16 protein-coding genes are annotated in these 18,256 nt (G+C 67.4%); 9 read left to right on the top strand and 7 right to left on the bottom strand.

The genetic code is table 11. The features are described 5' to 3' along the window. Positions 1-75 precede the first annotated feature (75 nt). Complete coding sequence (locus C457_RS18075) at positions 76-780, bottom strand: creatininase family protein (protein ID WP_008096931.1); 705 nt, start codon at positions 778-780, stop codon at positions 76-78. Positions 781-941: 161 nt separating this feature from the next. Here C457_RS18075 and C457_RS18070 point away from each other — a divergent pair, with 161 nt between their 5' ends. The 4 genes from C457_RS18070 to C457_RS18055 all read left to right on the top strand — a co-directional run bounded on the left by C457_RS18070 (position 942) and on the right by C457_RS18055 (position 7,278). Beyond that, the gene (locus C457_RS18070; RefSeq protein ID WP_049913721.1) at positions 942-2,585 is read left to right on the top strand and encodes an ABC transporter substrate-binding protein; all 1,644 of its coding nucleotides are present in this window, start codon (positions 942-944) and stop codon (positions 2,583-2,585) included. A 60-nt stretch (positions 2,586-2,645) separates the two neighbouring features. Then, entirely contained in the window at positions 2,646-3,653 is a 1,008-nt protein-coding gene (locus C457_RS18065) for an ABC transporter permease (RefSeq protein ID WP_008096928.1), read from the top strand. Next, on the top strand, positions 3,646-4,626 hold the full coding sequence (locus C457_RS18060; protein ID WP_181950717.1) for an ABC transporter permease: 981 nt from the start codon (positions 3,646-3,648) through the stop codon (positions 4,624-4,626). The genes C457_RS18065 and C457_RS18060 overlap by 8 nt, the downstream gene beginning before the upstream one ends. A 180-nt stretch (positions 4,627-4,806) precedes the next feature. Next, complete coding sequence (locus C457_RS18055) at positions 4,807-7,278, top strand: dipeptide ABC transporter ATP-binding protein (protein ID WP_008096924.1); 2,472 nt, start codon at positions 4,807-4,809, stop codon at positions 7,276-7,278. 27 nt (positions 7,279-7,305) lie between these two features. Here C457_RS18055 and C457_RS18050 read toward each other — a convergent pair whose 3' ends face one another. Next, on the bottom strand, positions 7,306-8,130 hold the full coding sequence (locus C457_RS18050; RefSeq protein WP_008096922.1) for a polysaccharide deacetylase family protein: 825 nt from the start codon (positions 8,128-8,130) through the stop codon (positions 7,306-7,308). A gap of 96 nt (positions 8,131-8,226) precedes the next feature. Continuing rightward, complete coding sequence (locus C457_RS18045; RefSeq protein WP_008096920.1) at positions 8,227-9,180, bottom strand: TIGR03560 family F420-dependent LLM class oxidoreductase; 954 nt, start codon at positions 9,178-9,180, stop codon at positions 8,227-8,229. 138 nt (positions 9,181-9,318) lie between these two features. On the opposite strand from C457_RS18045, the gene C457_RS18040 reads away from it, so the two are divergent. The 5 genes from C457_RS18040 (at position 9,319) to C457_RS18025 (ending at position 13,786) form a co-directional block, all read left to right on the top strand. Beyond that, complete coding sequence (locus tag C457_RS18040) at positions 9,319-10,044, top strand: SDR family NAD(P)-dependent oxidoreductase (RefSeq protein ID WP_008096918.1); 726 nt, start codon at positions 9,319-9,321, stop codon at positions 10,042-10,044. A 606-nt stretch (positions 10,045-10,650) separates the two neighbouring features. Beyond that, positions 10,651-11,058: a PPC domain-containing DNA-binding protein gene (locus C457_RS18035; protein WP_004971991.1), complete on the top strand. Its 408-nt coding sequence runs from the start codon at positions 10,651-10,653 to the stop codon at positions 11,056-11,058. A 159-nt stretch (positions 11,059-11,217) separates the two neighbouring features. Continuing rightward, on the top strand, positions 11,218-11,421 hold the full coding sequence (locus tag C457_RS20270) for a hypothetical protein (RefSeq protein WP_147374888.1): 204 nt from the start codon (positions 11,218-11,220) through the stop codon (positions 11,419-11,421). 170 nt (positions 11,422-11,591) lie between these two features. Continuing rightward, positions 11,592-12,455, top strand: coding sequence for an HFX_2341 family transcriptional regulator domain-containing protein (locus C457_RS18030; protein WP_008096910.1), 864 nt, complete (start codon positions 11,592-11,594; stop codon positions 12,453-12,455). A gap of 101 nt (positions 12,456-12,556) precedes the next feature. Then, positions 12,557-13,786, top strand: coding sequence for an outer membrane protein assembly factor BamB family protein (locus C457_RS18025; protein WP_008096909.1), 1,230 nt, complete (start codon positions 12,557-12,559; stop codon positions 13,784-13,786). 63 nt (positions 13,787-13,849) lie between these two features. Here the strand turns inward: C457_RS18025 and C457_RS18020 are convergent, their stop codons facing one another. From C457_RS18020 to C457_RS18005, 4 genes are all read right to left on the bottom strand, one after another. Then, a complete protein-coding gene (locus C457_RS18020) occupies positions 13,850-15,478 on the bottom strand; it encodes a hypothetical protein (RefSeq protein WP_008096907.1) in 1,629 nt (542 codons plus the stop codon). Beyond that, entirely contained in the window at positions 15,475-16,251 is a 777-nt protein-coding gene (locus tag C457_RS18015; RefSeq protein ID WP_008096905.1) for an ABC transporter ATP-binding protein, read from the bottom strand. Before C457_RS18015 ends, C457_RS18020 begins: the two co-directional genes overlap by 4 nt. A gap of 86 nt (positions 16,252-16,337) precedes the next feature. Further along, positions 16,338-17,204 carry a DUF7847 domain-containing protein gene (locus C457_RS18010; RefSeq protein ID WP_008096903.1) on the bottom strand — a complete coding sequence of 289 codons (867 nt, stop codon included), beginning with the start codon at positions 17,202-17,204 and terminating at the stop codon, positions 16,338-16,340. Positions 17,205-17,356: 152 nt separating this feature from the next. Further along, positions 17,357-18,175: an alpha/beta fold hydrolase gene (locus C457_RS18005; RefSeq protein ID WP_008096901.1), complete on the bottom strand. Its 819-nt coding sequence runs from the start codon at positions 18,173-18,175 to the stop codon at positions 17,357-17,359. Between the last annotated feature and the right edge of the window lie 81 nt (positions 18,176-18,256).

Raw genomic sequence — 18,256 nt, 5'->3', positions numbered from 1 at the left:
GCCGGGAAAATCAGCTCTCGTTTCGGTTCGCATTTTCGCTCGCTACAGTCCGTCTCCTCGCCGCCGAGGTTCGCGTCACTTCAATTCCGACTGGAGATGCGTCAGGATGCGCTCGGTCGTCGCCTCGATGACCTCTTCGAGGAACTCGGGGTCGGACTGTGTCGGGTCGCCGAGGCCACCCTCGACGGTCAGGTCGTCGAAGTGGACGTACTGGCGGACCTCGTAGCGGTTCTTCTTCGTCTGCGGCGTCTTGCGGTCGCCGTGGACGAGTTCGGGGCGGTAGTGTTCGATGACGCTCGTCTCGTACTCGCCGGCGTGACCCCACTCGGTGCCGAACCGCTCTTCTAACTGGTCGCGGGCGAAGTCGGTCCAGTGGGCGTAGTACGAGTCGAGTCCGTGGTCGCGCTGGAGTCGGTCGAGCGCGAGCTTGTGCGGCTCGATGTTGCCACCGTGGAAGTTGGCGACGAGAAACCGGGTCGCGCCGTGGCGCTGGACCGACCGGCCCACGTCGATGATTATCTCCTGGTACGTGTCGGCTCCGAGCGAGACGGTCCCCGCGTAGTTGATGTGGTGCTCCGAGTAGCCGTACGGGAGGACCGGCAGAACGAGGAGATTCAGGTCGTGTTCCGGGGCCGCCGCGGCGAGTTCCGCGGTCAGGTTCTCCGCCCGGATGGAGTCGACTGAGGTCGGGAGGTGCGTCGAGTGCTGTTCGGTTGCTCCGCAGGGGAGCACGACGAAGTCCGCCTCGTCGAACGCGGTTTCGGCTTCCTGCCACGTCATCTCCGCTAGGAGTGACTGTGACTCCGTTGAGTCCATACGGAGATACGCACAGTTGTCGTATATAATACTTCACGAAGCGGCAGTATGAGGGAACAAGAGGAAACGAATGTACAGTATGCAAATGCTTATGATGGTGATGCCGAAATGATTCGGCGTCAATGATGAGAGAGAGTGTCTCGCGTAGAAACATACTGAAAGCGACGGGTGCGTCGATACCCGTCTTACTCGCCGGCTGTACGTCCGACTCCGGTTCCGAAACGACGACCGAGGGCGACGGCGGCGGCGGAACGACCACGAGCGGCGGGACGGAGACGACCTCCGGGAGCCCCGACGCGACGATAAACATCGGACAGTCGCTGAACCCCGTCCGATTCGACCCGATAACGCAGCTTTCGAACCCCGACGCGCTCGTCGCGAACCGGGTGTTCAGTCAGCTGTACACCTACGGCGAGGGGACGGACGTGGTTCCGAACCTCGCGACGAGCATGCCGACCATCGAGCGGGACAACACCCGCTACGTCGTCGAAATCGTCGACAACGCGATGTTCCACAACGGCGACCCGGTCACCGCCGAGGACGTGGCCTACTCGTTCCGCGCGCCGATAGAAGAGGAGACGCCCCTCTTGGGCATCTTTAGCGTCATCGATTCGGTCGAGGCCATCGACGAGACGACGGTCCAGTTCGACCTCTCGAACCCCTACGCGATGTTCCAGCACGTCCTCACCCACCAGGTCGTGCCGGAGGCCGTCCGCGAGGAGGACAAAGAGGCGTTCAGCACCCAACAGCCCATCGGTTCGGGGCCGTTCAAGTTCGTCGAGTGGGAAGAGAGCAACTACGTCACGCTCGAACGCTGGGACGACTACTGGGGCGACGAACTGCCCAACGTCGCGGGCGTCGAGTTCACGCCCATCACGGAGTCGACGACGCGCGTCACCAACCTCCGGACGGGCGACGTGGACGTCATCGAGACGATTCCGCCCCGGCTCTGGGACACCGTCGAGAGCACCGAAGACACGAGCATCTCCGAAATCGAGAGCGTCGGGTACTTCTACGTCGCGTTCAACTGCAACGAGGGCCCGACCGCCGACAAGCGCGTCCGCGAGGCCATCGACTACAGCTTCTCGATGGACGACGCGGTCGACCGCTACATCGACCCGGCCGGACTCCGCCAGTACGGCCCGCTTCCGGGGCCGATGGTCGAAGAGTGGGACATGCCGCTCGAAGAGTGGATGGAGATTCCGAACGACAAAGACGTCGAGCAGGCGACGGCGCTGTTCGAGGAGGCGGGCGTCCCCGCCGACTGGGACGCGAAGATTATCGTCCCGCCGGACGACAACCGCGAGAACATCGGCCTCTCCATCGCCAACGGCATCAAGGAGGCCGGCTACGAGGCCCACGTCGAACGGCTCGACTGGGGCGCGATGCTCAGCCGCGCGTACACCGGCAACGCCTCGGACTACAACATCTACGTCCTCGGGTGGGTCCGCTACCCCGACCCCGACGACTTCATGTTCAACCTGTTCCACGAGGAGTCCGAGGGCGTGAACCAGGGCGTCTACTACAAGAACGACGAGGTGATGGAGCAGATTAAGGGCGCGCGCGAATCGACCGACCGCGACGAGCGCCAACAGCTCTACCAGTCCGCCATCTCGACGCTTCTGGAGGACAAAGTTCACCTCCCCGCGTTCAACTACAAGAACTCTTACGGCGTGAAGTCCGCCGTCAGCGACTTCCAGGTCCACCCGGTCTCGCCGCAGAATCCGCGGCTCCTCACCGGCTACAACAACGTCTCGGTCGACAGATGATGTTGTACTGTCGGTAACAGTTACCAAACGTTATATGCTCACTCCCCATCCACTCCACCCATGACGACAACCGGTTACATCGGACGGCGATTACTCCAAATCGTTCCGGTCTTGCTGTTCGTCGTTACGGTCACGTTCGTCCTCATCAACTCGATACCCGGCGACCCGGTTCGCATCCTCGTCGGGCCGGCCGCCGACGCGGCGGCTATCGAGGCCGCCCGCGCGAAGTACGGCCTCGACCAACCGCTGTACGTCCGGTACGTCAGGTACCTCGCGGCGGTTGCGACGGGCGACTTCGGGACGAGCATCCACTACGGTGGGGTCGCGGTGACGGAGAAAATCTTCGAGCGGCTCCCGGTGACGCTGCTGCTGCTCGCGTCGAGTTTCACCCTCGCAATCGGCACCGCGATTCCGCTGGGCATCTTCGCCGCCAAGAACCGTAACAACGGCTACGACCACCTCGCCCGCGTCACGTCGCTCATCGGCGTCAGCACCCCGAGCTTCTGGGTCGGCCTGCTGCTCATCATCGTGTTCGCGTACTACGGCGACCTCCTGCCGCCGAGCGGGCTCATCATGCCGTGGGCCGACCCCGCGTCGGTCGACGGGGCGACGTCGAGACTGGACGTGCTCGTGACTGCGGCGTCGCATCTGGTACTCCCCTCTATCACGCTGGGGACGCTCCAGATGGCGGCCATCACGCGCATCGAGCGGTCGTCGATGCTCGAAGTGCTCAACAAGGACTACGTCCAACTCGCCCGCGCCTACGGCGTCTCAGAGCGGACGATTCTCCGGCGACAGGCGTTCAAGAACGCGCAACTGCCGGTGCTCACCGTCATCGGCATCCAGATGACGACCGCCCTCGGCGGCGCGGTGCTGACCGAGACGGTCTTCAACATCAACGGGATGGGGAACCTCATCATCACCGCGGTTCGGGCGCAGGACTACCAGCTCATCATGGGAACGACGATATTCTTCGCCATCGTGTTCGTCCTCGGCGTGCTCGTCGTGGACGTGCTGTACGCGGTTATCGACCCGCGCATCTCCTACGGGGGTGGTGCCGGTGAGTGATTCGACGGCCGCCGTCGGCGACTCGGCCCGCACGGGCGGCGTCGCGGACGCCGACGAGCGCTCGGCCGTCTCGCGCACCTCGCAGGTGCTTCGACAGCTCAAGCGCAACTCGGCGTCGCGCGTCGGCCTCTACGTCATCGGGCTCGTGACGCTCGTCGCGCTGTTGACGACTATCGACGCTGACCTGTTCGACTACCAGTTCGCGGCGACGTTCTGGTACCACCCGGAGAACGACCCGGCGGGAAGCACCATCCTGCTTCCGCCGGTTGGCATCGAAAACAGCTTCGGGACGGGGTCGTGGGCGCATCCGCTCGGGACGGACCACCGCGGCCGCGACATCCTCGTCAGGCTGGTCTACGGCACCCGCATCGCCGTCCAGGTCGGTCTCATCGCGACGGGCATCGGGATGACCATCGGGACGGTCGTCGGTGCGGTCTCCGGCTACTACGGCGGCTGGGTGGACGACGTGCTTCAGCGGTTCGTCGAATCGCTGTACGCGATTCCGTTCCTCATCCTCGTCATCGCAATCATGTCCGCGTTCGGCAAGGAACTCGGCATCGCTATCGTCGGCGTCTCCATCACGACGATTCCGGTGTTCACGCGACTGATTCGCTCGCAGGTGTTGAGCGTCCGGGAGATGGAGTACGTCGAGGCCGCGAAGGCCGCCGGCGTGCGCGACCGCCACATCATCTTCCGCCACATCATCCCCAACAGTTTCGCGCCGGTGCTCGTCCAGTCGACGCTGCAGGTCGGCGTGAACATCCTCATCGTCGCGTCGCTGTCGTTCCTCGGGTTCGGGGTCCAACCCCCGACGCCGTCGTGGGGGCAGATGCTCGCCCACTCGCGGCAGTACATGATCGTCAACCCGTGGTTCAGTATCTGGCCGGGCCTCGCGATTCTCGCGACGGTCATCGGCTTCAACCTGCTGGGCGACGGCCTGCGCGACGCAATCGACCCGCGGTCGAACGACTGACGATGAACGGACCACACGTCTCACCGACCGTCCGCCGCGGGGCCGGGAGTAGCCCGGTCTCCGCCGCTCGCTCGCCCGCCGAACTATCGCTCCCTCCCCGGGACGGCGTCGGAACTCGCTCTCGCGGTTCTGCAGAGGCACCCATCTCACGCACCGACGCCCCCCACCACTCCACGACCAATGTCTGATACGCTACTCACCGTCCGCGACCTGCACACCCACTTCCGCACCGACGCGGGGACCGTCCGGGCCGTCGACGGTATCTCGTTCGAGGTACAGCGCGGCGAAGTGCTCGGCCTAGTCGGCGAGAGCGGCGCCGGAAAGAGCGTCGCGGCGCGGAGCATCATGCGCCTCATCGACTCGCCGGGCGTCATCGCCAACGGCGAGGTCCGGTTCGAAGACGACCTGCTCGTCGGCGTCGAGCGCGGCGACGACCCCGACGACGAACCGCGGCAGGACCCCGAGATGCTGTCGAGCCGCGAGATTCGCGAGCGCATTCGGGGCCGCGAAATCGCGATGATATTTCAGGACCCCACGGAGAGCCTCAACCCGGTGTTCACCGTCGGCGAGCAGTTGAGCGAGATTATCGGGCTCAACCGCGACGTGTCGGCGGCCGAGGCCGAGGCCATCGCCGTCGAGCGCCTCCGCGAGGTCGGTATCCCCGAGGCCGAACGCCGGATGGACGACTACCCCCACGAGTTCTCCGGCGGGATGCGCCAGCGCGTCCTCATCGCGATGGCGTTCGCGTGCGAACCGAGCCTCGTCATCGCCGACGAGCCGACCACCGCGCTCGACGTGACCGTCGAGGCGCAGATTCTCGACCTCGTGAAGGACCTCGCGGCCCGCTACGACACGTCGTTCGTCTGGGTCACCCACGACATGGGCGTCGTCGCCGAGATATGCGACCGCGTGGCCGTGATGTACCTCGGCGAAATCGTCGAGCAGGCGACCGTCGACGACCTCTTTCACGACACGAAACACCCCTACACCGAGGCGCTCCTCGGGTCGATTCCGCGGCCCGACCGCGACGTGGACGGTCTGTCGCCCATCGAGGGCATCATGCCGGAAGCCATCAACCCGCCGAGCGGCTGTCGCTTCCACACGCGGTGTCCGCACGCCCGAGAGGCGTGTCTGCAGGTCCACCCCGACGCCCGACTCGTCGTCGAGGGCGGCGAGGGAGACGGTGACGTGGCGATACAGGCCGGCGACGGAACCGCCGTCACCGAAGTCGCCGCCGCGCCGCACCGGGCGGCGTGCCTGCGCAACGACTCGTTCGCCGAGGCGGGCTACTGGGAGAGCGTCCCGCTCGACGACGCCGCGCCCGCCTCCGGGTCGGCCGCCGCCGAGTCGGATTCCGCTTCGGCCGACGACGCCGCCGACACCGGTACCGGTTCCACCTTCGACCCCGACGCCGACCCACTGCTCAGCGTGCGCGACCTGCGGAAGTACTTCGACGCGAGCGACGGCTTCCTCGACCGCCTCCGGTTCGACCGCGACGCGGGACTGCTTCCCTTCTCGGTCGACCGCGAGTACGTTCGCGCGGTCGACGGCGTCTCGTTCGACATCCTGCCCGGCGAGACGCTCGGCCTCGTCGGCGAGTCCGGCTGCGGGAAGTCCACGCTCGCGCGGACGCTCCTCCGGTTGGTCGACCCGACCTCCGGCGACATCGTCTTCGACGGGGAGAACCTCGCCGAACTGTCGAAAGAGGAGCTTCGCAAGCGCCGCAAGCGCATGCAGTTCGTCTTTCAGGACCCGCAGGCGTCGCTCGACCCGCGGATGACCGTCGGCGAAATCGTCGAGGAGCCGATGCAGGCCCACGGGCTCTACGAGGGCGAACGCGAGGCGCGGGCGCGCGAACTGCTGGAGACGGTCGGCCTCGACGCCGACCACTACAACCGCTACCCGCACCAGTTCTCCGGCGGCCAGCGCCAGCGGGTCAACCTCGCGCGGGCGCTCTCGGTCGACCCCGACTTCATCGTCTGCGACGAGCCGACCTCGGCGCTCGACGCGTCGGTGCAGGCGCAGGTGCTCAACACGATGAAAGAGCTTCAGGACGAGTTCGGGCTGACGTACCTCTTCATCAGCCACGACCTGAGCGTCATCCGCCACGTCTGCGACCGCGTGGCCGTGATGTACCTCGGCGAACTGGTCGAACTCGCCGACAAGGACGACCTGTTCGAGTCGCCGAAACACCCCTACACGCGGGCGTTACTCTCGTCGATTCCGGTTCCTGACCCCCGGGTGTCCCGCGAGACCGTCCCGCTGTCCGGCGACGTTCCGTCGCCGATTCACCCGCCGAGCGGCTGCCGGTTCCACACCCGGTGTCCGAGCCTCGTCGCCCCGGCGGAACTCGACCTCGGCGACGAGGAGTGGGACCGCGTGCGCCGGTTCGTCAGAGCCGTCCAGCGCGAGTCCCCGGATGTCGTCGCCGACGATGCTCGCGCGACCTACTTCCCAGACGGCCTCCCCGCCGGCGACGCCGGTACGACCGTGGAGCGCGCGCTCTCGCTCGCGGCCGACGGCGCGTGGCGCGACGCCGCGTCGCTCCTAACCGAGGCGTTCGTCGAGCCCAGCGTCTGTACCTCCGAGGTGCCGGCGCTGGACTCGCCCGACGAACTCGACCGTATCGTCAGCTGTCACCACTACTCCTGAAAAAGCGCCGCCGTCTTTATCTCGCCCTCACGCCGACCCGAATCGGTCGGCGACTTCGTCCACGGTTTCGAAGGCGACGCCCGGCGCGTCGGCGACGTGTTCGACGAACGATTCGAGCCGGGCGAGCCGATGGGACTGCCCGATGACCTGCGGGTGCATCGTGAGGACGAACACGCCGCCGTCGACGTTGTCGACCATCCAGTCGAACTGCTCGCGCCACTGGCGGAACACCGCTTTCTCGTTCGCGTAGCCCCGCTCGCGGTTGAAGGCGAACGCCGGGAAGTCGTCGCGTTGCCACGAGACGGGCACCTCGACGATGTCGGTCTCGGTGCCGCGTTCGAACGGCGCGTCGGCGGGCGCGGCCCACTCCTCGCGGACGCGGTACGGCTCGAAGTCGGTCGCCATCTGGCTTGAGTCCCACTCGAAGCCCAGTTCGTCGAGGATGCCGAGCGTGTGAGTCGAAAAGTCCCACGACGGCGAGCGGTAGCCGGTCGGCCGCCGACCCGTGAGGTCCACGATGCTCTCGACGCCGCGTTTCACGTCGTCGTACTCGGCCTCTCGCGACTCGTACTGTCGCGGGCGGGTGTGCGACCAGCCGTGGTGTTGGACGTCGTGGCCGCGGCTCCACACCTCCTCGGCGGCCTCGGGGAAGCTATCGATGGTGTGGCCCGGCGTGAACCAGGTGGTCTCGACGCCGAACTCGTCCAAGAGGTCGAGGACGCGGGGCGCGCCCACGTCGACGCCGAAGAGTCCTCTCGACAGTTTCGTCGGACTGTCCGGCGATTCGAACGAGTGTATCCACGACGAGACGCCGTCGAAGTCGAAGGTGAGGCAGACGCTGTGGTGAGTCACGCTTCGACGTACGAAAATAGATGTGATAGCTGTTTCCATGCCGCACTCTCGGGGTGCGACCCGCGCGGAGCGCTTCGGGGACTCCCGACCCGCAGTTTACCGGAACGCCGGCGCGACGCGCTCGGCGAACAGCTCGGCGCTCGTGGTCTCGGGGAAGTCCACGAACTCCACGACGACCTCGCCGAAGCCCATCTCGTCGAACGTCTCCAGTCGCTCGCGGACCTGCTCCGGCGTGCCGACGAGCGGGTACTCGCTGTCGGCGACGTTCTCGGGTTTGAACCGCGGGAAGTGCTCGTCGAGCAGGGCGTCGAGTTCCGCCTCGTCCTCGCGGAGCAGACACCGCGCGAACCACGAGCGCTCTATCTCCTCGAACGGCCGGCCGTAGCCCTCGCAGTGGCGTTCGAGCACGTCCAGTTTGTGTTGCATCACCTCCGGCGGCCCCCAGAAGTTCCACGAGTCGGCGAACTGTGCGGTGATTCGGAGCGTGAACGACTCGCCGCCGCCGCCGACCATGATGGGCGGATGCGGGTCTCGGACGGGGTGGGGCCGGCACATCGCCTCGTCGAGGGTGTAGTAGTCGCCGTCGAAACTGACCGTCTCCTCGGTCCACAGGCGCTTGAGCATCCGAATCGACTCCTCGAGCATCCGGAGGCGGGTCGGCGCGTCCGGCCAGTCGTAGCCGTAGGCCCGCGCCTCGCTCTCCTTCCAGCCGGCACCCATGCCGAGTTTCAGTCGGCCGTCGCTCACGGCGTCGAGCGTCGCGGCCTGCTTGGCGAGGAGCGCGGGGTTTCGGAAGTGGTTGTTCACCGTCTTCGGGTAGAGGTACACGTTCTCCGTCTCGCGGGCGATGGCGGCCAGCGTGACGAAACACTCCGTCGTGGGGCCGCTGCCGGTCATGACGTGGTCGGGGACGGCGACGCCGTCGAAGCCGAGGTTCTCCATCGCCACGGCGAACTCGACCTGCGCGTCCCACGAAATCTCGTCGCAGAACGCCAACTGAGAGTGAACGGAGTCGCCGGCGCTGGTCGGAACGTTGACTGCGAACTGCATACGAACGGCTCACGCGCAACCACGAAAACAGTTACCACTCCACTCGCCTCGACCACGTCGCTCGAACCACTCTCGACCGCGACAGTACCGCTCGCCGCCACCCCAACACGTACTACGGTTCGCGTCCTCCCGAACCACATGACGGACAATCAGCGCGCGGCAGTCGTGACCGGCGCGTCCAGCGGTATCGGTCGGGCGGTCGTCGAGCGACTCCGAGCGGAGTACGACTACGTCGCTTGCTTCGATATCGAGGCCGGCGAGACGGACTGGGGCGACGAGCGCGTCCACGAGTTCGCGGTCGACGTTCGCGACCCCGACGCGGTCGCGGACGCCGTGGCGGCGGTCGAATCGGTTGCCGACGTGGCGGCGCTCGTGAACAACGCGGGCATCTCGCGGGCCGTCTCTCTCGCGGACCTCGGCCCAGACGAGTGGGACCGCGTCCTCGACGTGAATCTCAAGGGGCAGTACGTCGTCGCCCGCGCCGTCGCGCCGGCCATGGTCGAGCGCGGCGAGGGCGCCATCGTCAACGTGTCGAGCGTCGCTGGCCTCCGCGGAAGCGCGACCGGCGGCGTCCACTACTCCTCGTCGAAGGCGGGCGTCTTCGGGCTCACGAAGGGGCTGGCGAAACAGCTCGGCCCCGAGGTGCGCGTCAACTGCGTCGCGCCGGGGCTCGTCGAGACGCCGCTTCTCACCGAGTCGAACCTCTGGACCGAAGAGGCGCTCGCCGAGTACGCCGCCGATCTCCCGCTCGAACGCATCGGGACGCCCGAGGAGGTCGCCGACGTGGTCGCGTTCCTCTGCGACGGCGCGGGCTACGTGACGGGCACGGTGCTGACGGTCGACGGCGGGTCGATGCTCCGGTGACGCGCCGGCCGACCGCGGTCACGGACAGTGCCGAGTTGCACCGGGCCGAACCGAGTTGGTGGTCAAATATGACAAAAACAAATATATATATAAAATAACAGAATTAACGTCGCTCGTCCGAATACCTTCGAGCGATTCGCCGTCGGTCGGTCTCTCCGTCGGTTCGACACGCCTCGCCCGTCGGTCGCGATAACGCTGCCCCGCGAGAAAACGCGTTATTTCGCCTCTGTGACGGATTCTCCCCACTTTCTGTGCGTCCGAGACGACGACCGGACGAGCGCGGTCGGATTGGTTGTCGTGTCCGTGGTCATCCGCGATTTCGACGACCACTCCGCCGACCGAATCTGTCTATTCGAGAGCGAGACCGTCTATTACGGGCCGGTAATCTGGGGATACTGGCGAATAGGAAGGGGGCCGCGGTCATCGATTTGGTGTGAAAGTGGGCGGGCGGGAGTCGAGAACGAGACTCGACTAACATTCGTCTGAACCGACTATTCTTGTGATTATCCAGGCGTCTAACAATTTGGAACCCCGTTCGTCCCGCAACGTTGAGCCTTTCAAAACATATTACGCCGCCGGCCCTGTACCGGACGCTCGGGCACAACCATGGACTACGTCAAAGAAGACGACACGGTCGTCGTCAGGCTAGACCCCGGCGAACAGGTCCTCGACTCGCTCGCGACGGTGCGCGACGAGTTCGACATCGAACACGGCTTTCTCACGGGTATCGGCGCGGTCGACTCCGTCACGCTCGGCCACTACGACGTGGGCGACCAGGAGTACCTCGAAGAGGAGTTCACGGGCCAGTTCGAGGTGACGAGCTTCCTCGGCAACATCGGCCCCGACAAGATTCACACGCACATTCAGGTCGGCACGCGCGACTTCGAGACGCTCGGCGGCCACTGTTCCGGCGCGCGCGTCTCCGGGACGTTCGAGGTCGTCATCCACCTCGGCGAGACGCCGCTGACCCACCACCTCGACGAGCGGACCGGTCTCGACGTGTTCGACATCTGAACCGGGCCGGACCGAACTGAACCGGCCTGACCCGCGTGAATCGCGGTGCGGACACTCGGTCGTTTTTTGTGCGCCCGCCGCGGGTCGAGAGCGCCGCGCTCGTCGGGCGACGAGTGAGGTTCGGAGAAAAAGACGGTGCTGTCGGGGCGTCGGCCGGCGGTGGAGGGCCGAAGCGAGGGGGCTGGAGGGCGCGTGGTCGGCGGACTGGCCGACGCCCCGAGCGCACCGAACGAGGGTTTCGGGGGGTCGTCCGCCGACGCGGGGTCCGCCGCGGGGACGCGACCGGGGACCGGTGGTCGCGCCGCCGTCGGCGGGTCGCAACCGCCGGTCCGTTGGAGCGCGGCCGGCGGCAACTATTCGTAGTCGACAACCCATATTGGCGGTTCCCCAGTAACTACCGTAAGTTACGTGAGTAGCATGAATAGCGTGTATTGTTCGCCATTCGGCGTTTATGGGCGCTCTATCGTTCACTTACGGGTGAATCTCCCAACCGAATGACTTTCGACGCGGGGGGTCGTGGCCGAGAGTGACAGATGAAACGACACCTCCGCGTTCACATCGTCCCCCTGTGGCGCGAACACGACCGCATCGTCGGCCCCATCGAGGACGACCGGCCGGACAAGGTCTACCTCCTCGAACACGAGGACCCCGCGGTCGAGCGCCCGACCTACCACGATGCGGTCGTCGACCGCATCGCCGACGTGGTCGGCACCCCGCCCGACGTCGAGTACCTCGACCTCTTCGACATGTACGAGGTGATGGGCGCGATTACGACAATCGCCGATTGGCACCCCGACGACTTCGTCCGCGTCAACGTCACCGCCGGCACCAAACGCGCGGCGGTCGGCGCGACGATGGCCTGCATGGACGAACGCACCGACGCCGAACCGTACGTCGTCGACCCGGAGGTCCGGCCGCACGGCCTCGACGCGCCGGTCACCGAGGGCTTCGCGCAGGCGTCGCTCCTGACGACCTACCAAATCGACTCGCCCTCTCCCGACCAGGTCGCCGCGCTCGCCATCATCGAGGCCCACGACACCGACGCCAAACACGCGAAGAAGAAGACGCTCATCACCGAGGCGGCCCGCTACGGCCTCCAGTTCATGCGCGGCCGCGTCGACGGCGAGGCGGCCGACTACGAACCCGTCACCGGCGACTACAACGTCCTCGACAACCGCGTCACCGCGACGCTCGAACATCAGGGCTACGTCACCGTCACCCAGCGCGGAACCCGCCGCTACCTCGAACTCACGGAGGAGGGCAGACAGACGCTCCGCGCGTTCCGCCACCGCGCCGAGTCGGTCGTCTCGGACCTCGAAGCCCGGACCGACGACCCGTCCGAGAACGTCGACTTCGCCCTCGACAACCCGGTCGACGCACTCGTCGAGAATCGGTAGGACGAGTCGCGACTCCCGCCGTCACCGCCCCCGACGCCACCGCCTATCCCTGTCGCTCCAAGGGCAACTGTTAGTACAGTAGCGACGGGACACAGACATGTATGTCCTCCAACATGCACACGCGCAGAGCCGTCCTCGCGGCCGGCGGCGCGACCGCCCTCGCGTCGCTCTCAGGCTGTGTCGCCCGCGCAATCGGTGCCCTCGATGTCGAGCGCAACTACCGACGTGACGCGCCGGTCGGCGACGTGACTGGTGCGTGGCCGACGTACCAGCGCGATTTCGCCAATACCGGCCACACCACCGACTCCGGTCCGTCGGCCGACGCGAGCGTCGAGCGAATCGCGTCCGGCAACGCGGCGCTCGCCACCTCGGTCGCGCTCGCCGGCGGGCGCGGCGTGCTCGGCTACAGCGACGGGGACGGCGAGGACGGCGTCTACCGCGCGCTCGACCTCGATTCGGAGGCCGCTCCCGCCGACTCCGACGACGCGTGGACTGTCGACTACGCGTACGGCAAGTCCACGCCCACGCTCGCCGGCGACGCGATGTTCGTCTCGACCGCGGAGTTCGTCGCGGCCTACGACGCCCGGACCGGCGAGCGGTGCTGGCGGACGAGCGAGGGCGGGTACGGGACCTCCGCGAACGCGCCGATACTCGCCGCGGGGACGCTCGTCGATGGTGGGAGCGCGCCCGTCTTCGGGCGCGACCCTGCGACCGGAGAGGAGCGGTGGACGTACGACCCGGGTGAGGTGTCTACCGTTCTCGCCGCTGGCGAGGGCGTCGTCTACACGACCGTTGGTGCCGACCACGAGCAGACCGGCGTCGCCGCACTCGACGCCGCGACCGGCGAGGAGCGGTGGCGGCGCGAGGACCTCCCGCAGACCGGCGTCCCGCTCGCGATAGGCGACTCTCACCTCTACTACAACGCCCACCGCGGGAACGTGTTCGCCCTCGCTCTCGAAGACGGGTCGACGCAGTGGCGGGCGTCGGTTCCGCTCCCGGAGAACGGAAGCCCGCAGACCGCCGTCGCGGGCGACACGGTCCACGTCCAGTCCTCGCGGGGGAGCCTCGCCGCGTTCGACGCCGCCGACGGCGCGACGAAGTGGACGCTGTCGCTCGACGCCGACACGTTCGCCCGGCCGCCGGTCGTCGCCGGCGATACTCGCTTCGTGGCGAGCGACGACCGACTCTACGCCGTCTCGGCGGCGTCCGGCGACGAACTGTGGGTGACGGCGCTCGACGCCCGACCCACCGGCGGTCTGTCGGTCCGCGGGTCGGAACTCTACTTCGCCGGGACGGGAAGGAACCCCGGCGTGTTCCGCGTAGCGGACTGAGGCCAGCGGGCCGTCGTCGCGGGTGCCGACGCCGAGTTTCGCGTCCCCACGACGCGCTCGTCGTCACTCGAACGTGTACGTCCGGTACCGTCGAACCGCGTACCGGTACGACCCGCAGGAGACGCCGACGGTTACGAGGAGGTACAGCCCGAGTCCGGCGGCGAGAAGCGGCGTCGCGGAGAGGTGCCCGGTGACGCCGAACCACGTGGCGACGAGGCCGATGACGGTGCCGGGGCCGACGACGAACATGAACGCCATCAACACGAGCGTCGAGGGGACGACGGTCGTCGCGCCCCAGAACTCGCGTTCCTCGTATATCGGGTACGCCGCGCCGATGCCGACCGAGAAGGCCGCGGCGGCGACGCACATGAACACGCCGACGAGCGCGAAGCCGACCGCTGACAGCGGCGATGTGCCGAGGGCGACGGTCGCCAGCGGGAGCGCCGCGGCGACCGGCACGCCGAGAATCACGCCGGCGAGCACGCGACCGCGAACCAGTTCCCGCGGCGCAGTCGGAGTCAACAGCAACATCGGGAACTGCGGGCGGTCGTCGCCGATGGGGTTGAGACCGAACGTCGCGCCCGCGAGGTAAGTGCCGAGGCCGGCCCCGCTCGCGGCGAGCAGCGGGCCGAGGCCGTCGGCGGAGGACTGGACGATGGTCGTGCCGAGCGGGCCGAGGAAGAACGCCAGCATCACGAGGTGCGTGAACTTCTGGGGGTGGCGGACGCCGCGGACGAGCAGGCCCCACGCGACGTGGCCGCCGCTCGTCGCCGCCAGCGGTTTCGGCGTCGAGAAGCCGCCGGGCGAGCCGTTCGCCTCCGCGCTCGCCGCCGACGAACCCCGGTCGCCCCCGGTCGCGCGGTCGGTGAACCAGAGGGCGCTCGCCTGTCGGGTGGCGACGACGAGGCCGACGGGCGTGAGCGCGACGATGGCCGCGAAGGTGACGACGGCGGCCGCCGAGAACGGTCGGGCGAGCGGGGTCCCGACGAATGCGAGCGCGAGGTAGTCTGCGAGCGGGCCGAACGTCAGCGTCGCCGCCAGCCACTCGAGCGGGAGCGACCCCTCGGCCAGCAACCGACCGAACGACTGCGAGACGAGGACGAGTCCAACCATCGCGACGAAGCCGACGACCTTGAGCGTGCGCCGGACGCCGGGCAGGCGCTTGAACGCGCGGAGTACGGCGACGCCGGCCGCGTAGCCCCAGACGGTCGTACAGCACGCCAGCGGGGCCACGACGACGGCCGTCGTGAACAACAGCGACGGCGCGCCGAGGCCGGCCGTGAACGTCGCGGCGACGACCGCGAGCGGGAGCCCGAACCAGAGTCCAATTCGAGCGATTTCGGCGGTAATGAGCCCGATAACGACTGCCTGCGGATGGACTGTCGTGAGCACGAGCGACTCGTTTTCGACGCGGCCGATGCGTTCGAGCGTTCGGAACGTCGCGAGGAGCGCGAGCCCCACCGGTATCGCGGTGGCGACGAGGTCGAAGAAGGGAATCTCGGTCACGGACTGCGCGCCCCGGCCGACGACGTAGACGGCCGGGAGCGAAAACAGGAGGCTGCCGCCGAAGAACAGCAAGAGCAACAGAAGACCGATGATTCGGCGCGTCTCGGAGGCGTACCCTCGGAGGCTTCGCACGAACTCGGCGCGCCCGATTCGCAGGCCGTGGCGAACGTCTCGTCGGAGGCTCATTCGTCGGCGACACCCGACAGTTGCGTCTCGTCGCTCGTGACCGCGAGGAACGCGTCTTCGAGCGAGCCCTCGCCGCCCGTCTGGGCGCGCGATTTCACCTCGTCGGGCGTCCCTTCGGCGACGACGCGGCCGTCGAACAGGACGCCGACCTCGTCGGCGACGGCCTCGACCACGGGGAGGATGTGCGTCGAGAGGAAGACCGTCGCCCCCGAGTCGGCCACGTCGCCGATGGAGGTCCGAATCTGTCTCGCCGCGCGGGGGTCGAGCCCGGAGGTCGGCTCGTCGAGAAACAGCACGTCCGGCTCGTGGAGCACGCTCTGGATGAACGCGGTCTTCTGTTTCATCCCCTTCGAGTACGTGCCGATGCGCTTGTTCGCGTCGCCGACGAGGCCGAACCGGTCGAGCAGGTCGTCGATGCGCGCCTCGGCGGTCTCCGACGGGATGTCGCGGAGATCGGCGACGTAATCGAGCTGCTCGCGGGCGCTGAACTCGTCGTACAGCGGCGGCGTCTCCGGGAGGTAGCCGACGTGCGGCGCGAGTTTCCTGCGGTCGCTCACGTCGAGCCCGCAGATGCGGACCGACCCCGAGGTGGGCTGTGAGAGCCCCGTCAGGATGCGCATCGTCGTCGTCTTCCCCGCGCCGTTCGGCCCGAGGAATCCGTACACCGTTCCGCTCGGAATCGACAGCGAAACGCCGTCGAGCGCGACCTCGGAGCCGTAGGACTTCCTGAGGTCAGTCGCTTCGACGGCGACGTCCGCGTTGGTGGAGGGCATGGGACGGCCCGCGTTTCGCCCCCCGGACGCCTAACGGTTGCGAATTGATACACGACCGACAGAAATGGCGGCGGTTCGCAGCGTCGTCAGGCGTTTACTCCCTCGGAGTTCGCCGGTCGAATCGACCGGTAGAACGCGGTCGAGTAGGCGGCGAAGAAACCGCCGACGAGACCACTGACGAGCACGAGTCCGACCGCGATGGCGACCATGCCGACGACGCCGACGGTCGGGAGTCCCGAAAACGCCGACGCGGCGGTCGCGCCGGGTTCCGACCCTGCCACTGCGGCCCCCTGATGCTGGAGCGACGGGGTGAGTAGGAGCGAGGCCACGCCGCCGACCACGCCGGCCAGAAGGCCCCCGAGTCCGACGATGACCGAGTAGCCGAAGACCGACACGAGGTTGTTCCTGACGCATGAGATGCTGCGCTTGACGCCGTCGACCGCGCCGAGGTCGTCGATAACGATGGCGTGACCGAAGAACTGCGAGACGAACACCACGGCGAGGTAGGTGAGAGTCACGGCGAGGACGATGACGCCCAGAATCGCGAGCGTGGCGGTCCCCGGTTGGCTGCCACTCCCGATGACGAGGAGGCCAAAGAACAGCGTTGCGAAGACGCCGATGAATGCCAACACGAGGTTGACCGCGAGCAGGCTGAAGTAGACCGCGAGCAGCGAGACGTAGTGCGACTTCCCCTCGTTGACGAGCGTCCCGAGCGAGGTGTGACCGTCGATGGCCTCGTTGGCCATGCCGAGGACGCCACCGAGGAAGAACGGGACGACGAACACGGTGAGGCCGCTGAATCCCAGCGAGACGATGCTTCCGATGAGCGGGCTGACCGTCTGCGCGAACAGCGACGGGAGTTGGACGAGGCTGAACGCCGCGGCGACGACGAACAGTATCGGGTTCCGTCTGAGGGACCCGGCGGCTGTGCCGATGGATTGGAGGGCTGCCATACCGACCACGTCTCCGCACCGAGCAAAGAATGTTGGGTTGACAGGTCGTCTCGCGCGTCCGGTCTCAGACCCGAGATTCGGTCGCGAACGAACGCGAGACGGCTCGTATCGCCGAGACTGTGATTACACCTGTACCCGTGTAATCGATGTTTTCACGCGTGACTGCCCCTGTCTCGGAGGAACGAATCGACCGCGGCCGCGACCCGTTTGGGGTCGTCACCGGGGCCGCCGTGGCCGAGCGCGTCGAACTCGACGAACCGGCTGGTCGGCAGAGCGTCGTGGACGTTTCGGGCGCTCTCGCGGAGGAAGTCCGGGCCCCCGGTGCCGGCCATGACCACGGTGGGTGCGTCAACGTCCAAGCGGGCCGGAAGCCGGTAGCGTTCGACGGCGCGGTTCATCCGGGCGACCTCCTCGGCGAGGGCCACGCAGTCGGGCCAGACGGGCCACTCGTCGAGCCACGCGTCGAGGTCGTCGATGCCGTCGGGGTGGAGTACCTGCTCGACGTAGCGTTTGACCGCCTCGCGCCGCTCTCCCGCCTCGACGAGCGCGGCCATGCGCTCCGAGAGGTCCGCCTCTCTCCGGTACGCCTCCGGGAGCACCGCCGGCTCGTAGGCGGCGACGGCGGCCACCCGCGCGTCGGTCGCCGCTTCGAGAGCCGTGAGCGCGCCGTAGGAGTGACCGAACAGCGCCGGGTCGCGTCCGGTCGCCTCGCGAATCTCGTCGACGACTTCCCGGACGTACTCGACCTCGCGCTCCAGCACCGCCTCGGCGGGCGTCGTCTCGGCGTCGTCCAGGCAGGTACCGAAGCCGGGTCGCTCCGGGACGACGACCTCGTAGCCGTCGAGGTGCGGGACGACCGCGTCCCAGTACGCCGGCGGTGCCATCCCGCCGTGGCAGCACAGAAGCGGCGCGCCGCTCCCGAATCGTTCGTCGGACAGTTCTGTTCCGCGTTCGAATCGAATCGGTTGCATCGCGGCCTCGCTTGTCGCCGGCGGCAGCTAAGTCGCACTCTCAGGCGTGCGGTCGTTTAAGTGGCCTCCGAGGGCGGGCGA

The organism is Haloferax prahovense DSM 18310 (assembly GCF_000336815.1).
Lineage (GTDB): Archaea > Halobacteriota > Halobacteria > Halobacteriales > Haloferacaceae > Haloferax > Haloferax prahovense.
The sequence above is the reverse complement of the archived record's forward strand: the minus strand, read 5'-3'. Positions and strand labels throughout refer to the sequence as shown.